General features: G+C 70.2%; 16 protein-coding genes. 5 read left to right on the forward strand and 11 right to left on the reverse strand.

Translation table 11 applies throughout. From position 1 onward, the window contains the following. Positions 1 to 314 precede the first annotated feature (314 nt). Complete coding sequence (locus ACFVYE_RS04130; RefSeq protein WP_383975741.1) at positions 315 to 1,043, forward strand: DUF4097 domain-containing protein; 729 nt, start codon at positions 315 to 317, stop codon at positions 1,041 to 1,043. Here the strand turns inward: ACFVYE_RS04130 and ACFVYE_RS04135 are convergent. After that, positions 1,030 to 2,262, reverse strand: a complete 1,233-nt coding sequence (locus ACFVYE_RS04135; RefSeq protein ID WP_383975739.1) for an MFS transporter — start codon at positions 2,260 to 2,262, stop codon at positions 1,030 to 1,032. The genes ACFVYE_RS04130 and ACFVYE_RS04135 overlap by 14 nt on opposite strands. Before the next feature lie 232 nt (positions 2,263 to 2,494). Here ACFVYE_RS04135 and ACFVYE_RS04140 point away from each other — a divergent pair, with 232 nt between their 5' ends. After that, positions 2,495 to 3,010 carry a DinB family protein gene (locus ACFVYE_RS04140; RefSeq protein ID WP_383975737.1) on the forward strand — a complete coding sequence of 172 codons (516 nt, stop codon included), beginning with the start codon at positions 2,495 to 2,497 and terminating at the stop codon, positions 3,008 to 3,010. A gap of 34 nt (positions 3,011 to 3,044) precedes the next feature. Here ACFVYE_RS04140 and ACFVYE_RS04145 read toward each other — a convergent pair whose 3' ends face one another. Next, the gene (locus ACFVYE_RS04145; protein ID WP_389603968.1) at positions 3,045 to 4,082 is read right to left on the reverse strand and encodes a hypothetical protein; all 1,038 of its coding nucleotides are present in this window, start codon (positions 4,080 to 4,082) and stop codon (positions 3,045 to 3,047) included. A gap of 33 nt (positions 4,083 to 4,115) precedes the next feature. Between ACFVYE_RS04145 and ACFVYE_RS04150 the strand changes: the two genes are divergently transcribed. The 3 genes from ACFVYE_RS04150 to ACFVYE_RS04160 all read left to right on the forward strand — a co-directional run bounded on the left by ACFVYE_RS04150 (position 4,116) and on the right by ACFVYE_RS04160 (position 5,899). Further along, positions 4,116 to 4,793 (forward strand): class I SAM-dependent methyltransferase, encoded by a 678-nt coding sequence (locus ACFVYE_RS04150; protein ID WP_383975734.1) that lies wholly within the window; start codon positions 4,116 to 4,118, stop codon positions 4,791 to 4,793. Continuing rightward, complete coding sequence (locus tag ACFVYE_RS04155; protein ID WP_389603970.1) at positions 4,790 to 5,368, forward strand: dihydrofolate reductase family protein; 579 nt, start codon at positions 4,790 to 4,792, stop codon at positions 5,366 to 5,368. Before ACFVYE_RS04150 ends, ACFVYE_RS04155 begins: the two co-directional genes overlap by 4 nt. A 105-nt stretch (positions 5,369 to 5,473) precedes the next feature. After that, positions 5,474 to 5,899 carry a nuclear transport factor 2 family protein gene (locus tag ACFVYE_RS04160; protein ID WP_389603972.1) on the forward strand — a complete coding sequence of 142 codons (426 nt, stop codon included), beginning with the start codon at positions 5,474 to 5,476 and terminating at the stop codon, positions 5,897 to 5,899. An 89-nt stretch (positions 5,900 to 5,988) separates the two neighbouring features. On the opposite strand, the gene ACFVYE_RS04165 is transcribed toward ACFVYE_RS04160, so the two are convergent. The 9 genes from ACFVYE_RS04165 to ACFVYE_RS04205 all read right to left on the reverse strand — a co-directional run bounded on the left by ACFVYE_RS04165 (position 5,989) and on the right by ACFVYE_RS04205 (position 16,981). Next, on the reverse strand, positions 5,989 to 7,128 hold the full coding sequence (locus ACFVYE_RS04165) for a zinc-binding dehydrogenase (protein WP_389603974.1): 1,140 nt from the start codon (positions 7,126 to 7,128) through the stop codon (positions 5,989 to 5,991). Beyond that, the gene (locus ACFVYE_RS04170) at positions 7,125 to 7,427 is read right to left on the reverse strand and encodes a putative quinol monooxygenase (RefSeq protein ID WP_383975727.1); all 303 of its coding nucleotides are present in this window, start codon (positions 7,425 to 7,427) and stop codon (positions 7,125 to 7,127) included. Before ACFVYE_RS04170 ends, ACFVYE_RS04165 begins: the two co-directional genes overlap by 4 nt. Before the next feature lie 7 nt (positions 7,428 to 7,434). After that, a complete protein-coding gene (locus tag ACFVYE_RS04175; protein WP_383975725.1) occupies positions 7,435 to 8,094 on the reverse strand; it encodes a glycerol-3-phosphate responsive antiterminator in 660 nt (219 codons plus the stop codon). Between the two features lie 43 nt (positions 8,095 to 8,137). After that, a complete protein-coding gene (locus ACFVYE_RS04180) occupies positions 8,138 to 9,691 on the reverse strand; it encodes an FAD-binding oxidoreductase (RefSeq protein WP_383975723.1) in 1,554 nt (517 codons plus the stop codon). Then, positions 9,688 to 11,361 (reverse strand): FAD-dependent oxidoreductase, encoded by a 1,674-nt coding sequence (locus tag ACFVYE_RS04185; RefSeq protein ID WP_383975722.1) that lies wholly within the window; start codon positions 11,359 to 11,361, stop codon positions 9,688 to 9,690. Before ACFVYE_RS04185 ends, ACFVYE_RS04180 begins: the two co-directional genes overlap by 4 nt. 75 nt (positions 11,362 to 11,436) lie before the next feature. Further along, on the reverse strand, positions 11,437 to 13,014 hold the full coding sequence (locus tag ACFVYE_RS04190) for an FGGY family carbohydrate kinase (protein WP_389603977.1): 1,578 nt from the start codon (positions 13,012 to 13,014) through the stop codon (positions 11,437 to 11,439). Positions 13,015 to 13,103: 89 nt separating this feature from the next. Next, entirely contained in the window at positions 13,104 to 14,558 is a 1,455-nt protein-coding gene (locus ACFVYE_RS04195) for an MFS transporter (RefSeq protein WP_383975718.1), read from the reverse strand. 433 nt (positions 14,559 to 14,991) lie between these two features. Beyond that, positions 14,992 to 16,545: a peptidoglycan-binding protein gene (locus tag ACFVYE_RS04200; RefSeq protein WP_383977583.1), complete on the reverse strand. Its 1,554-nt coding sequence runs from the start codon at positions 16,543 to 16,545 to the stop codon at positions 14,992 to 14,994. 274 nt (positions 16,546 to 16,819) lie between these two features. Then, the gene (locus ACFVYE_RS04205) at positions 16,820 to 16,981 is read right to left on the reverse strand and encodes a hypothetical protein (protein WP_383977586.1); all 162 of its coding nucleotides are present in this window, start codon (positions 16,979 to 16,981) and stop codon (positions 16,820 to 16,822) included. Positions 16,982 to 17,011: the final 30 nt, after the last annotated feature.

Consider the following 17,011-nt stretch of genomic DNA (forward strand, 5'->3'; position numbering starts at 1 on the left):
ACCCGGGGGGGGGGCCGGGGCGGTCATCATTCTTGGATACAACCGGGCCTTGGCGCTTCATTGCACCGTGTGTGTTGGGTTTTGGGGGGCCCCCCCCCCCCCCCGGGGGGGGGGCGCCCGCCTCTTTCGGTGACTGATGCGGCTCCGCTCGCCTGAAGTGATGGACCATCACCATGCCCGCATCGGTGGGTATCCCCCCGCCCGGGCCGGGGGTTGGCCCCATGGTCGCCCCCTGACACACCTGGATAGCCTGCGCTGAGCACCGGCCCCGAGCGGGCCGGAGCCCAGGCTGAACGGGATCCAGGGGGAGATTCATGCGTCACCGGCTCAGGGTGTTCACGGCGGCAGCGATGGCGGGGAGCGGTCTGATCGGGCTCGGCGCATGCGGCCTGATCGACCGGAACACCTTCGAGGACGACGCCCGTGTGTCGCAGAAGATCACCTCCGTCCGGCTGGATCTCGGCTCCGGCCGGGTGAACCTGCGGGGCGTGGCGAAAACCGCCGACGTGTCCCTGCACCGCTCGGTCCGCTACCGGGGGGACAAGCCCGAAGGCGCGTCGCACCGGGTCGAGAACGGCGTTCTGGTGCTGAGCGGCTGCGGCAGCCGGTGCTCGGTGTCCTACACCGTCGAGGTGCCCGAGGGCCTCCCGGTCTCCGGCGGGACCTCGTCCGGATCCGTGGCCCTGGCCCGAGTGGGGCCGGTGAACGTGACCACACACTCCGGTCGGATCGAGCTGGACGGAGTGACCGGCCCGGCCGATGTGCGCACCTCCAACGGCCGGATCGAGGGGCGTGGACTGGCCGGTCCCGTCCGTGCCAGGACATCCAACGGCCGGATCGAACTGACCCCGGTGAACCCGCAGGACGTCCGGGCCAGGACGTCCAACGGGGCCATCGTCGTCACTGCGCCGACGGGCCGGTACGTGGTCGCCGCCAGCACTCACCACGGTCACAAGGACATCGGCGTCGCCAATGACCCGGCGGGCGATCACAAGATCGATCTGGCCACCACCAACGGTTCCATCACGGTCAGGAACGGCTGATCGCGCCGCGTGCCACCGCAGCCGCACACAGCAGCGCAGGAACCGCCACGACCGCGAAGCAGACGGCCGGCGGCAGACGGTCCACCAGCAGACCCACTGCCGCGGTACCCGCCGAGGACCCGGCATTGACCGCGGTGTTGACCCATGCACCCGCCTGGGTGCGGCTGTCCGCGCCCACGGACTCGTCCGCGACGAGATACGCGGTGGTCAAGGCCGGGGCGACGAAAACCCCGGCGGCCGTGACCACCGCGACCAGCACGTACACATTGGGCGACATCCCGGCCACGACCATCGCCACACCGAGACCGACAGCCGGCACCGGCAGCCGCACCCGGTTCGACGCACGCCATGAGACAGCACCGTAGGCGAGCCCACCGACCGCGCTTCCGGCGGAGAGGGCGGCCAGCACCCACGCCACCGCCGCGCCCCGGTGGTGCTGCTCGGTGAACGCCACCACCAGCAGATCCAGCGCCCCCAGACACAGCCCCACGGCGGCTGCCACGATCGCGGCGTGCCGCAATCCGACGATGCCGAGCAGCCGCTGCCCGCTGGGCCCGTCCTGTGACGCGGCGGCCTTCTCCGCCGACGGCGCCGCGCCGGTACCACGCACCGCGGGTGAGGACACCAGCGCCAACGCGCCCACCAGCACGAGCGCGGCACTGATCGCGACACCTGCCGCGGGGACGGTGAATCTCATGACCAGGCCCACGAGCAACGGCCCGGTGACAAAGAGCAGTTCCTCGGCGACACCGTCCAGGCTGTACGCGCGCTGCAACAGCTCACGGTCGGGAACGAGACTGCTCCACAGGGTCCGCATCACCGGCCCCAGCGGCGGGGTGCAGGCGCCTGCCGTCACGGCAAGCACCCCCAGCAGGAGCGAGGAAGCCCCCGGCCGCCATGTGACGCAGGCCAGGGCGGCGAGCAGTGCGGCGTAGACACCGGCCATCGGCGGCAGGGCCCGCCGCGGCCCGTAGCGGTCGATCAGCGCGGCACGGGCGGGGGAGAGGAAGACGCTGGTCGCCCCGAACAGGGCCATGACGGCGCCCGCGACGGAGTACGAGCCGGAGGTGTCCTTCACCGCCAGCATCAGAGACAGGGAGACCATCCCGTACGAGAGCCGCCCCAACAGGGCGGCACCGAATGTGCGGGAGGCGTGACGGGTACGCAGGACGGTGGCATACGAAGGGGGGCGCGAGGGCGCGGGTGAAGGCGAGAGCATGAGGACGTTCCTCGTGAGGGCAGCGCGGCATGCGGCGCTGCGGGCATGCGGGGACACCGAAGTGCCGCACCCGGTGGGACGGGGTGCGGGCCAGTACGGGGTCCTACGCACGGGAGAGGAACATGCGGCCAACTTAGCAGGGTGAGAGGCGTGTTGTGGAGGGTCGCTTCAGGGCCGCAGCGGCCGAAAATTGCTGTGAGATGTGACAGCGCATCGAGTAGCCTCGGCGACCATGTCACTTTCTCCTTCCCGCAATCGCCCTCCCTACGACGCGGACGAGCGGACTCAGCTCGTCGGCTGGCTCGACATGCAGCGGGCTGTCGCCCGCTGGAAGTGTGAAGGGCTTTCCGAGGCGGACGCCCATCGGCCCGTCCTTCCGTCCTCGCCCCATATGACGGTGGCGGGTGTCGTGTCACACCTTCGATGGGTCGAGCACCTCTGGTACGAGGTCGTCCTGCTGGGCCGCCCGGCCGTGGGGCCCCAGTTCGACGGGCCCGATGACGCCGACATGATGGTCGAAGGTGTCCCGCTCGCAGAGCTCCTCGACAACTACGACCGGCAGATCGCGGTGTCGAACGAGATTGTTGCGGCGAAGTCGCTCGACGACGTGGGCCGGCACCCGGACTTCAACGCCTCGGCTGCGAGCGTGCGCTGGATCATGTTCCATATGATCGAGGAGACCGCCCGGCACGCGGGCCATCTGGACGCCATCAGGGAGATCCTGGACGGCGAGACGGGCTACTACTGACCCGGCTCCCGTCGCCTCATCCGTCTCATCCGCCTCATCCGATGATGTCGGCATTGGCCGCCAGGATTTCCTCAGCGGTCTGCCGGAGCCGCGGGAGGAAGCCGATGACCTCCCCGGCACGGTGGAGAAGGTCACCGGTGGAGGTGACGCCGAGGTCGGCGACGGCCTCCCGGAAGGCCGGGAGGCGTGCGAGGTGCAGGTCGGGGGCGTCCGCGGCCAGGACGGTGTGGCAGCGGGCGAACGTCGCGATGATCCAGAACACGGCCTCGCGGTGGTCGCCCCGCTCGATGAGGTGCCGGCTCCCGTCGATGGCGATCGGCCGCGCCTCGACGGTGATGTCGCTGCTGAAGAAGAACGGGGTACGGGCAACCTGCGAGGCGGAGTCGAAGGTGCGGGCCAGCTCGTCCAGATGATGCCCGGTCCTGCCGGCGGACAGCCGCGCGCACCCCAGGAGTTCCAGCAACTCCGGGTACAGGTGTGCCTGTCCGTAGTCGGTGAGGGCTTGGCGTGCCGCCGGGTAGCGCAGTCGGACGGTGGGGTTGCGCAGGGCGGCGACCAGCAGGACGTGGGTGGTCACCCCGGTCGGGAACAGCCAGGCCGTCACCTGTTCGTGAAACGGCGCCGAGGCGTCGAACGCGGCGAGGCGGGTCTTGATCCGGCGCTCCGCGTCCAGGCATCTGCGGTGCACCCAGGACCGCTCGGCGAACCGGCGCGACACGTCGGCCCGCAGCCCGCGCAGATGGCCCGTCGGGTCGTCGATGACCGTGTCGCAGCGGAAGCTCCCTGCCAGGTGGTAGGAGGAGAGCACACCGTCGGCCGAGGAGAGGTCGTCCCACGACAGATACGTGATTTCCAGCAGCGCACCCTCGAAGCGGAGCTTGCCCGGTTTGGCGGGCGGGTCGGGCTCGGCGGTGACGACGACGATGTCCACGTCGGAGAAGGGGGACAGTTCGGCGTCGTCCGGCAGACCGACCGTCGAGCCGCTGAAGCAGGCGCCGCGGAAGCCGGAATCGGACCGGGCGTGCTCTTTGACCCACTGCACCGCTGCTGCTCGGGCTGTACCGACTCTCACACCACGTCCCCGCCGGTCTGATGGAATCAAGTCATGACAAAGCTGCTGCAGCGAGTCTTCCATGCCCTCGATCGCTTCCACGCCGCCCACCCCTGGGACCACAACGCCCACTACCACCGGTGGATTCTGCGGCAGCTCCCCAGCAGATGGGACCGCGCCCTGGACGTCGGCTCCGGCAGCGGAGAACTGGCCCGGCTCCTGGCGACACGGGCGAAGGCGGTGCACGGAATCGACTCGGACCCGGACATCGTGGCCCGGGCCGGTGAACTGACCGTCCCGGCCGCTCCGGTGACCTTCACCGTCGCGGACGCGCCCGCTGCGATGCCGCCCGGCCCGTACGACGTCATCACCTGCGTCGCCACCGTCCACCATCTGCCGTTCACCGACGCTCTCACCCACTTCCGCGAGCATCTGGCGCCCGGCGGAACCCTGGTGGTGGTCGGCCTCTCCCGCGAGGCGACCCTCGGGGATCACCTGCTGAGTCTCGCCTCCATTCCGTTGAATGCCGTCATGGCCTTGATCAAGAACAAGGGGCGCAAGGCGCTCCGCCCCGACTCGATGACCGCCAGGACCCGGCCGGCGCAGATGACCTTCTCCGACATCGTTCGCGAGGCGCGCCAGGTGTTGCCGGGCGTGCGGCTCAGGCGTCGACTGTTCTGGCGCTACACACTCGTATGGCGCGACGACTCCGGCAAGAACGGACTGCGATGAGAAAGATCGTCCTGATGATGTCGGTGTCCCTCGACGGCTTCATCGAGGGACCGGACCGTGAAATCGACTGGCACCTGGTCGACGACGAACTGCACAGTCACTTCAACGAGCAGCTCAGGACCATGGGCGGCTTCCTGGACGGCCGTGTGACATATCGACTCATGGCCGAGTTCTGGCCGACCGCCGACTCCGATCCCTCAATTACCGGCCCTGTGGCGGAGTTTGCAGCCATCTGGCGGGACATGCCCAAGATCGTTTTCTCCCGGACGCTGGAGCGGGCCGACTGGAACACCGTCATCATGCGGGAGGCCGACGTCGACGAGATCAAGGCTCTCAAGGCCCGGCCCGGCGGAGATCTGTCGCTCGGCGGCGCCGATCTCGCCGCGTCCTTCATGCGGCACGACCTGATCGACGAGTACCGCATCTACGTCCATCCGGTCCTCATCGGGCGAGGCAAGCCCCTGTTCCCGGCATCGGATACCCGGACAGTCCTGCAACTGGTCGAGACCCGCACCTTCGGCAACGGGGTCGTTCTCCTGCGCTACGAACGCCCGGCGGCTGCTCCACCGGGATGAACTCCCCGCGCTCACGGTGGCAAGACCGCTGCATTGCCGGGCCATACGAGAGCTCTCCCCGTATAACTGCCGAACCGTCGCGAGATCTCACGAAAGGACCGGCGAATGACACTCGGAGCTGAGGACCGCCTGGCCATCAATGAACTGATCGCCCTGCAATGGCACCTGGTCGATGACGGTGAACTCGACCGACTGGACGAGCTGTTCACCGCCGACGTCGTCTACGACGCCTCCGATCTGGGCCACGGATCGATGCACGGGCTGGAGGCATTCCGGGACGCGGCCAGGGCGATGGGGCAACGCGGCCCCGTCAGTCATCACGTCACCAACGTCGTCCTCACCGAAGTCGGTGACGATCGGGTGCGCGCCCGGTCCAAGGGGATCGGAATCAAGGCGGACGGTACGAGCGGAAGTGTGACGTACGAGGACGTGATCGTGCGTGGGGAGAAGGGGTGGCGCATCAACCGTCGCAAGGTCGCCGTACGGCGCGCGCCTACCAATGCGAATGACGCGAACGAGCGGCCCGAATGACATGTCACATGTCCCCGGATTCCGCAGGCGCATGCTGACGGCGCCCCTGCAGCCGGCAGGGGCGCCGTCGACGGATTCCGGGCGACGCGTCAGGCGTTCAGCATCCCCGACGTGTCGATGACCTGGCGGATCGCCCGGCCCGAAGCCAGCTCCTCCATCGCCGCGTTGATCTCGGCCAGCGGAAGCGTGCCCGTGTGCATCTGCTCCACCGGCATCAGGCCCGCCCGCCACAGGTCCAGGAACCTGGGAATGTCACGGCGCGGGACCGCGTCGCCCATGTACGAGCCCAGCAGGGACTTGCCCTCGCCAGCGAATGCCAGGGCCGGGACCTCCAGCACTCGGTCGGGGGCGGGAAGGCCCACCGACACGACCCTGCCGCCCCGCGCCACGGCCGTCAGACACTCGGCCATGACCTTGGGGCTGCCTACCGCCTCCACTGCCAACTCGGCCCCGCCGGAGGTGAGTTCGCGGACCGCCTCGATCGCGTCGCCGGGGGCGTACGCATGTGTCGCACCCAGCCGGACGGCCAGGTCGCGTTTCTCCTGGACCGGGTCGACCGCGATGATCGGATACGCCCCTGCCGCGCGGGCGCCCAGGACCGCGGAGAGGCCCACGCCGCCCAGGCCGTAGACGACCGTCGACTGGCCGGGGCGCAGGGCCGCCGTGTTGATGACGGCACCGGCGCCGGTCAGGACCGCGCAGCCGAACATCGACGCGACGGTGAAGGGGATGTCCTTGGGGATCGGCACCACCGACTCCTGGGCCAGCACCGCGTGTTCGGAGAACGCGGAGACACCCAACTGGTGGTGGACCGGCCTGCCGGAGGCGTCGGTCAGCAGCGACGGGCCGTGCAGCAGGGCGCCCGAGCCGTTCGCCGCCGCTGCCTGCGCGCACAGGGCCGGGCGGCCCGCCGCGCAGTCGCCGCAGAAACCGCAACTGGGCACGAAGACGAGGGCCACATGGTCACCGGGGGAAACACGGCTGACGCCCGGTCCGGTCTCCTGGACGATGCCCACCGCCTCGTGTCCCAGGGCCATCGGCAGCGGGCGGACCCGGTCGCCGTTGACCACCGAGAGGTCCGAGTGACAGAGCGAGGCGGCCGCGATACGGACCAGCACCTCGCCCTCGCGCGGGGCGCCCAGCTCCAGCTCCTCCACCTCGACCGGACGGGTCCCGGAGTAGGGGCGGGCCGTCGATATCCCGCGCAGGACCGCGGCACGGGTTTTCACGACCGCACCTGTGCACGCGGAGCGCAGCGCAGCACGTCGCGGCTCTCCAGCAGCGGGGCGACCTTGCCGAGCACGATCTCCTGGAAGTGCGGGGTTGCGCAGTGCGCGGTGAAGTCGGCCTCGCAGGCGTACTCCTCGTACAGCACGATCGCCCGCGGGTCCTCGATGCCCTGGTGGACCCGGTAGGCGAGATTGCCCGGCTCCTTGCGGGAGGCGGCTGCCATCGTGTCGAGCAGGGGAAGAACGGTGTCTTCCTCACCGGCCTTGGTGCGGTAGCGGGCTACGACCACATATGTCATGAGGGGATTACTCCTGGGGTGCGGCGGGCCTCTTCAGGGCGGCGGGCGGGACCGGTGGCAACTGGTCCCGGCGCAGGTGCCAGAGGCGGGGGTCGGACGTGGCGGCCGCGGCCGAACCGAGGGCCAGCGCGAGCGCCACGTCCGCGGCGGTTTCCACGAAGCCGGCGGCGACCGACGGGGACATCGCGCGCTGTGCCTGCGCGCTCATCCGGGCGACGATCGGGGCGGGCATGATCTCGACCAGGTCCGGTGCCCCGCGTGAGATGGCGTCCGTGGAGCGGCGAAGATTGGACCGGTCGGTGACGAACACCTTCATCATCGTCAGCAGGCCGAGCGGGCGGCCCTTCTCTATGAGGGAGAGCCGGGTGCTGACCACGCCGTGCGCGCCCATGTTCTTGATGAACTCCAGCGCGCCCCGGTCCTGAGCCAGACCGGGACTGCTGTCCACGTTCACGAACACGGTCTTCCCCGCCCGGCTCAGTGCCGGCACCACCTGGGGCAACTGCCCCACCGCGAGCGACGCGACGATGCACACCTTCGCCGGTGCGGTCAGGAACTGTCGCAGCGGCTGGGTGCCGACGACCGACGCGACGACCGGCACCTCGGCGAAGGCCGAGGCGAGACGGGGGTCGAGTGCGGCACCGGACCGGGACGGGGAAGGGGTCATGGCAAGGGCCTGCCTGGAGAAGGAGGGTTCGTGGCTGCTGATGTCAGTTCAGCGGGGACGTACCGAATCGGCTGGGAAGGCCCAGTTTGCCAGGGTTGAGAATGCCGGCCGGGTCCAGGGCCTTCTTCACCGCGACGAACGTCGCGAAGCCCGCCCCGAGGGATTCCTCCAGGTAGGGGCCGCGCAGCAGACCACAGCCGTGGTGGTGGCTGAGCGCCGCCGCGTGCTTGATGAGTACGGCGTTGGCCGCGTCCCACACCGAGCGGTACCAGTCGCGGCGCGACCGGGGCGCCACATCGCCGCGCAGCGAGAAGTAGACGCAGGCGCCGTCGGTGTATGCGTGGGACTGGTGGGCCGAGGCGGCCAGGGTGCCGGGCACCGACTGGATCGCGGCGACCACCTCGTCGTAGATGACCGGGAGGTCGGTCCAGGACGCGGCCATCTCCAGGGTGTCGGCGACAAAGCCCGGACCCGGCTCGAAGCCGTCGGCGGACTTGCCGACCAGCATCCGTTCGTCCAGCCAGCGCTCGAAGACCGCCTTGCTGTCCAGCTCGGGGCCGTACGCCCCGCATACCTCCCTCGCGACCTCGATCGAGGCGTCGACGATGGCCGGGTCGCCCTCGTCGGCGATGAGCAGAAGATTGGTCTCCGGGTGGCCGAAGTGGGTGCCCGACTCAAGGGTGTCGTACAGCCGCAGGACGGCCGGGGTCGCACCGCGCTGCATGATCCTGCGGCAGGCGTCCAGGCCCTCGGCGAAGGTCTTGAAGCCGAACGCGACGGCATCGGCGTACTCCGGCAGCGGGTGGACCCGCAGACGCGCCGAGACGATGACACCGAGAGTGCCCTCGGAGCCGACGAACAGCTGGCGCAGGTCCGGGCCGACCGCGGCACGGGCGTAGTCGCCGTACGTGGCACGCGTACCGTCGGCGTGCACGACGTCCACGCCGACGACCATGTCCTCGATCTTGCCGTAACGGGTGGAGAGCTGACCGGCGCCGCGGCAGGCGATCCAGCCGCCGACCGTGGAGACGGCGAACGCGGACGGCCAGTGACCGGTGGTGACGCCGTACTCCTCCTGGAGCTGCTTCTCGAAGAGGTCGCCGAACATGCCGGCCTGGACGTCCACGATGTTCGACTCGGCGTCGAAGCCGGTGATCCGGTTCAGCCCGCAGACATCCAGGACGACGCCGCCGAATACGGGGAGCGCCGCGCCCGTGACGTTGGAGCGGCCCGCGGACGGGGTGACCGGGATGCCGGCCTCGTGGCAGATCCGCAGCACGGCCGCGACCTGGTCGGCGTCGGCCGCCTCGACGATCACGGCGTTCGGCGTCGCCGGACGGCCCTCGGTCTCGCCGATCATCGAGCCGGCCCACCAGTCACGGGTCCGGGTGACGACTTCGTCGCGGGAGGTGTGCACCGCGTGCGCGGCCTCGCGCAGCGCCTCGACCACGGCCTCGGGGACCTCGACCGGGTCGGTCTGGAGGGCGGCTTCGCCTTCCCCGACCGGGGTGTTCTGCGCCCACTTGGCGAAGCTGGGGGCGCCGATCGTGTAATTGCCCCGGTTGAACGGATGGGTGATGGTCTGACGGCTGATCATGCTGTTGCCCCTTCGAGGAGTACGGACTTTTCGTGGCGGACGGCTGCGAGGTACTCGGCGACCGAGCGGTCGGCCTCGGCCCGGGAGAGGTTCAGTTCCTGGCCGAGGATCGCGCCGACGGCCTCGGCTGCGTCGACGGAGGCGTCCCGGGCGAACAGGCGGGCGCGCATCCGGCGGGAGAGCACGTCGTCGACCGAGCGGGCCAGTTCGGCACGGGCCGCGTACACGACCTCCGCCTTGGTGTACGGGAGTCCCGCGACGATCGGCTCGGCCAGTGCAGGGTCGTCCTGGATCAGGTCGCCGACGAACCGGGCTTCGGTGCCGAAGCGTTCGCCGAGATGCGCGGCGATGCCACCGGACGCGGCGACGGCCTCGGCGTCGTAACCGGCGCCGCCGAGCAGCGGGAGCTCGGCGGTGCGGCTCTTCGCCTTGCGGCCGAGGACCGTCATCACCTTGTCGATGACGAGCTCGCCCATGTGCCGGCTGGTGGTGAGCTTGCCGCCGGTCACCGTCACCATGCCGGTGCGGCCGACGGTGATGTGGTGGTCGCGGCGCATGTCGAGTGTCGCGCCCTCCTTGCCGCCGACCAGTGGACGAAGACCGCCGATGGAACCGACCACGTCGTCCGGGGTGAGCTTCCCCTCGAAGGCGGTGTTGGCGCCCTCCAGCAGGAAGTCCATCTCCGCACGGGTGCAGTGCACATCGTCGGGGGAGCCCCGGTAGTCCTCGTCCGTGGTGCCGAGCACGACGCTGTTGCCCCAGCGGGTGCAGGTCGCGCGGCGGGCCCGGCCGGGGATCGGCACGGTGACCGTGCAGTTGATCCGCACCTTGTCCCACGGCACCACGATGTGGACGCCCTTGGCAGGCCGTACCTGTGGCTTGTGACCGTCGTCCGCCTTCGCGTCGAGCTCGTCGGTCCACACCCCGGTGGCGTTGACGACGGCCCGCGAGCGGATGTCGATGGTGTCGCCGTCCGCCGAGACCCGGGCACCGGCCACCCTGCCCGTCTGCGTCAGCAGACCCTCGGCCCTGGCACCGTTGAGGACCGTCGCGCCGAGCGCGGCGGCGGTGCGGATGATGGTGAGGACGAGCCGGGCGTCATCGGTACGGGCGTCGAAGTACATCAGCCCGCCCTTGAGGTTCTCGGCGCGCAGCGTCGGCGCCTGTGCGAGGACCTCGGGGACGGTGAGCCGCTGGTGGAGCTTGCCGATCCGCCAGCCGCCGACCAGGTCGTACGTCCACAGCAGACCCTCGAAGCCCTTGGCGAGGCGGGCGTCGAAAATGCCCTCCTTCTCCAGGATCGGGAAGAGGAACGGCAGCCGGTGCACCAGATGCGGGGCGTTCTTGCGGAAGCGGTGACGCTCCAGGAGCGAGTGGCGGACCAGGTTGACGTTGCCCTGCTCGATGTAGCGCAGGCCGCCGTGCACCATCTTGGAGGACTTCGACGACGTGCCGGATGCGAAGTCGTCCTTCTCGATCAGCGCCGCGCGCAGCCCGCGCGAGGCCGCGTCGAGTACGGCGTACGCCCCGGTGATGCCGCCGCCGATGACGAGCACGTCGTACGTGTCGTCGGCCAGCCGGCGCTTGAGGGCTGCCCGGTCGAGCAGCAGCGGCGTTCGGCGGGTCGCCGCGGCGCTGCGCCGCGGTTTCCGGGCGGGCATGGTGATCACAACATCAACTCCTGGTGTTTCGGTGCGGCGCCCGCGTGGTCGGGTACGGGCCGCCAGTGCGACGGTGAGGGGCCGTCAATGGGGGGTGTGAGGTTTGGGTGCGGGGTCCTTCAGGGGGAGCAGCGCGGGATCGTCGAGGTGGGCGATCAGCACGTCGCGCCAGGCGGACCGCTGTGCGGTGCGCTCGGCCCCGGTGATCGCGGGCTCGAAGATCCGGCCGTGCGGCTGCGCCTCGACGACCTCTTCGAGCGAGGACCACAGGCCCTGGGCGACACCGGCCAGATAGGCGGTGCCGCGCAGGCTGGCGGTCGCGGAGTCGGAGACCCGCTCCAGCGGCAGGCCGGTCAGGTCGGCCTGGATCTGCATGAGCGGGTCGCTGCCGGAGACGCCGCCGCCGACCCGGAGCCGGGTGAAGGGCGTGCCCATGGTGTCGGCGACCCCGTCGATCAGGTCGCACACCGAGTGCGCGATCCCGTCCAGCACGGCGCGCGCGAGATCGGCGCGGGTGGTGGCGAGGGTGAGCCCGGTGAGGGATGCGGTGGCCTCCGGGTGCCAGACCGGCGTACGGACCCCGGCGAGTGCCGGGACGAAACGCGGGGTGCGGCCCGGCCGGGTGGGGACCCGGCCCGCCTCCTCACCGAGCTCCTTCGGCGATGCGAACAGGCCCAGGTCGTCGCAGAGCCAGCGCAGCGCCGAACCCGCCGTGGAGGTGTAGGCCTCCAGGCTGTAGTGGCTGATGTCGCCCTGCCGCCGGCCGGGCTGGGCAAGCACCCCGGAGATGTCCGGCCGGGGCAAGGCGGGCGTGGTGCCGGTCGCCGCGTCGACGAAGGCGCCGGTTCCGTACACGCACATGCCCTGCCCGGCGGCGAGACCGCCGAGTGCGACGAGTGCGGCGTGCTGGTCGCCCATGGAGGCGGCGAGCGGGACGGCGATCCCGAGGGCGGCCGGGTCGGTCGTACCGAATCCGGCGTCGTCGGAGCGGAGTTCCGGCAGCAGGTCGAGGGGGAAGCCGAGGTGGCTGATCCACTCCTCGTCCCAGGCATGCCGCTCCAGCAGATAGCCGCCGGTGGATGCGGCGTTGGTCGGGGTGGTGGCGTGCACGGCGCCGCCGGTGAGGCGCCAGATCAGCCATGTGTCGACGGTGCCGAAGAGCAGCCGGCCCTCGCGGTGGGCGGCGGCCACCCCCGGGTGCGCGGCGATCTGCCGGGCGGCCCAGAGGAACGGGGCGCGGGCGCCGACCGGCCGGCCCTGACGGGCCAGCAGGGCGGCGTCCCACTCCGTCTCGTACGCGGTGAGCTCGGTCGCGTACCGCCGGTCCTGCCACACCACCGCGGGCAGCAACGGCCGCCCGCTGACCCGGTCCCACAGCATCGCGGTGGCCCGCTGGGTGGAGAGCGCGACCGCGGTGATGCCGATGCCCTCCTCGCGGGCCCGGCCCACGGCCCGGCGCGCCACCTCGACGGTGGCGGTCCAGATCTCCATCGGGTCCTGCTCGACCGAGAGGTCGTCCGGATGGCTGACCTTGATCGACCGGTAGAACACCTCGTGGGCGGCGCCCGAGTCGAGGACGACTCCGGCCCTGGTGCCCGTGGTGCCCTCGTCGATGGACAGCACACCGCGCCGTGGGGCGGCGCCGGGGAACGTCTGCGTCATTGCAGCCCTTTCATTGCGAGCATCGCGAGCTGTGCGGAGGGATACGGAGGGGGAGGACCATCGTGTGATGTGACAGGTCCCGCGGCCGGTCAGCGCGCGGTCACGGACTTCGCGGATTGCGTCGAGCCGGCCCGGGCGGCGTCCGCGGCACGGTCCTGTCCGGCGACCTCGTCGGGCGAAGCGGCCTTCGTCGGATCCCACTTGATCGCCAGACAGGTGATCAGGCCGAGCAGCGGTACGACGGAGAGCACCAGGAATGTGTCGGCGAGCCCGAGCGAATCCTTGATCTGCGGGAAGACGTACAGCCCGACGACACTGCCGAAGCTGCCGACCATCCCGGTGACACCGGTGCCGAGCGCACGGACATCACTGCTGTACGAGAGCGCGGCGATGGACTTGCCGTTGGCGCCGGGGCCCGAGGAGTGGCAGAGGATGAACAGGACCGGCAGCAGGAACGCCACGGCGGTGGGCACCTTCTCGAAGGTCAGCCCCATCGCGAGCAGGGCGACGAAGACTCCGGCGAATCCGGCGGCGGAGCTGAGCCGCAGTCCGAGCCGGCGGCCGAAGTACGCGGACAGGAGCCCGCCCGCGATACCGAAGGCGTTGAAGACCATCGAGCCGATGGTGGCCTTCTCGAAGCTCTCACCGAAGATCGTCAGGCTGATCAGCGGGAGGTACCAGCCGACCGCGAAGTACTGCATCGACTGCCCGAGCGAGATCACCGAGGAGAGGACCGTGCGCGGCAGGTACTCGCCCTTGAAGAGCAGCCCGGCCTGGCGGAACCCGATGGCCGGAGCCTCGGTGGCGGCGCGGGTCGCCTCGTCGGGATTGCCGGCGACGGCCTTGATCCTGTAGATCCTGTCCAGATTGACTACCGCCTCGTCCAGACGGCCCTTGCTCGCCAGCCAGGTGGGGCTCTCCTTGAGCATCAGCCACTGGCCCACGAGCAGCGCGGCGGCGACGACCGCGGCCGAGCCGACCGACCAGCGCCAGATGTCCGCACCGACGTCCAGGTTGAAGAAGAGCAGGGCGAGCGCGAGGTTGCTGGTGGTGGCGACGTACCAGACCGCCTGCCACAGGTTCAGCCGGCCGCCCAGCTTCGCGGGGGTGTACTCGGCGAGCAGTGCCATGGCGACCGCGAAGTCGATGCCGTACGCGACACCCACCAGGACCCGGCCGAGCCAGACGACGGTGAAGTCACCGGCGAAGGCGGCGAGCAGGGCGCCCGCGATGGCGAACACCTTGGCGATGAGCAGCGGGGGGACGCGGCCGATCCGGGTGGCGAGCCAGCCGCCGACCGGGTTGAAGACGATCGCCAGGGCCGGAGCGGTGGCCGTGAGGATCGAGACCTGGGTGCTGGTCAGCTCCATCTGGGACGTCATCGGTCCCAGACCGGCGCTCAGCGCGGCATTCGAATAGGCGTCGAGGAACAGCCCGCCGAACACGAGAAACCAGATGACTTGCGCCCGGCCGGTGATCTTTCCCAGCCCATCGATGAGCGCAACGACGTCGGCGACGCCTTTGACGCTCGGACGTTGTGCCATGAATCCGCCTTCGAGGAAGACCCATCGGCGGCACGGGGAGCACAAAAAAACAGGCATGACGAAACCACCGACAGGTGGTCTATGTCTGTGCCTGTCAAAACACTGCGGAAAGCGCCGCAGCACGTGAACTGCAAGAAGTACGAGCTACGCAGTGAGGTTAAGAACGAGTCAGGAGAAACGTCAAGGGTTTCCGCCAGGTTACTCAAACGGTTACCCGGGCTTGACGGCGCCGGGGGAGGGCGCTCCGCCGGCCTGTGACAGTCCCCGCGTGCAGATGACGAACGCGATCGGGGCGTCGTGGTGTCCTGTCAAGGGTTGTGGGGGCGGGGGAGCGATGCGCGGCACGGGACAGGGAGGCGCGAGCGGCATGCGCAAGGCGGGGCGGTGCGCGATCCGCACCGCCCCGCCCCGCCCCGCGCCCGTGAGGTCTTCGTCAGTGCCCCGCCTGCAGCGCCGCCCAGGTGTTCGCCCCCACGATGCCGTCGGCCGTCAGGCCCCGGCTCGCCTGGTAGCTGCGCACCGCCGTCACCGTCGCCTGGCCGAAGCTCCCGTCGATGCTTACCGTCGAGCCGAGCGCCGCGGTCAGCGAGCGCTGGAGCCGCTTCACTCCGTCGCCCGAGTCGCCCTGCTTGAGGGTCGTCGTCGCACCGGCCGACAGCAGCGCGGTCCAGGTCCTGTCGCCGACGACGCCGTCGGCCGTCAGTCCGTGGTTCGCCTGATACGCCATCACCGCATTCTGGGTGGCCTGGCCGAAGCTGCCGTCCACCGCGCCCACCACGTAGCCCTGCTCGCTCAGCAGCTGCTGAACCGCCTTGACCTGGGCGCCCGTCGAGCCGCTCCGCTGGGTCGCGTAGGCGGTGAAGCTCAGCCCGTCACCGTTGTTGCCGCCACCGGTTTCCCCGCCCACCAGCTGCATGTAGCGCGTCCAGTCCCAGTACGGGCCCGGGTCCGTGTGGTCATTGCCCGGCGCCTCGCTGTGCCCGATGATGTGCGCCCGGTCCTTCGGGATGCCGTACCGGTCGCACAGGTGGCGGGTCAGGGCCGCCGACGAGCGGTACATCGTGTCCGTGAACCAGGAGGGGTCGTCGATGAAACCCTCGTGCTCGATGCCGAGCGCCGAGGCGTTCTGGCTCCGTGCGTGGTACGCGGTGTCGCTGTCGCGCACCATCTGGGTGATCTGACCGTCGGAGGAACGCACCACATAGTGGGCGCTCACCTCCGCCGTCGGGTTCTGGAACCAGCTGATCGAGCCCGCGTACGAGCCCTGTGTGACATGGACGATCACCTTGTCGATCTTCGCCGACCGGCCCACGGTGAAGTTGTTCGCATTGGCCGGAACCCACAGTGCGGACGGGTAGTCGGTGCTCTGCGTGCGTACGTCGGTGGTGTCGAGCGAGCCCTTCTGCGGTGAGACCGGACGGGCCGTCACCGAGATGTGCTCACCGCCGCGGACGGTGGCGTGGAGCCCATGGGCCAGGAAGGTGTACACGGTGTCGGCGTAGAGGGCGGCGACCTGCCCCGTCGAGCCGCTGTACCGGGCGACGGCCGGGTACCAGGCATTGACGTCGTCGCGTTCCCGGTCGTCGAGGCCGAGCTTGTCGGCGTAACTGCGCAGCACCGCCGCGCCGCCCAGGATGTTGGCCGCGGTGTCGCTGCGGAGTTCGGCGAGGGGTTCGCCGGTGAGGACGGCCGCCCGCTCCAGCGTTTGGTTCGTGGGGTTGCTCACCAGGTGCATCACGCCGTACCCGTTCGCCTGGCTGGGGTGCCCCGAGTGGCCGTCGAGACGGGTCTCGCCGTACCCGACGGCGGCGAGCAGATCACGCGGTACGTCGAACTTCGCGGCCGCTCGTGCGAACGCCCGGTTCATGGAGTGGTCGTCGGCCGGAGCGGCGAAGGCCGGGCTTCCGGACGCGGCCAGGGCCGTGGCGATGAGGGCCGCTAGGACGGATGCGCGGCGCTTTGTGTGGGCGGCGGCTCGTCTGGGCATACCTGCTCCTGCTCTGTGGGGGAGAAGAACGGCCCCCGGGCCCGAGTGGGGTGGGCCGAGGGCCGAAGCCCGCTCAGGGTATCGGCGTGTCCAGGGCATGACAATCACTTGATCGCGTGTTGAACTCCCTTTCACTCCAACGCAGTTGAGGTGCAGGTCGGAGCCCTGCCCGGTGACCTGTGCGGCGGTCACCGGGCAGGGCCGAGAGGCGAACGTCAGACGCGCACCGCACCCCGCTCCCGTTCGGCGACGAGCTGCAGCGCCACATCGGTGATCATGTACTCCTGACGCCGACGTACCCCGCCTCGCCCACCCTCCGCAGGATCTCGTGCGCCGGTACGCCGTACCGCTCACCGGCTCTCTCCGCATGGAGCGGGAAGCTGGAGTACACGCCCGCGTACCCCTGGGTGATCGCGGCCCGGTCGGTGTACGGCAACCGCGGGATGAACGGCCGGGCGACTCCTCG

This window comes from Streptomyces sp. NPDC058239, from assembly GCF_042882185.1.
In the GTDB taxonomy this organism is placed as follows: Bacteria; Actinomycetota; Actinomycetes; order Streptomycetales; family Streptomycetaceae; genus Streptomyces.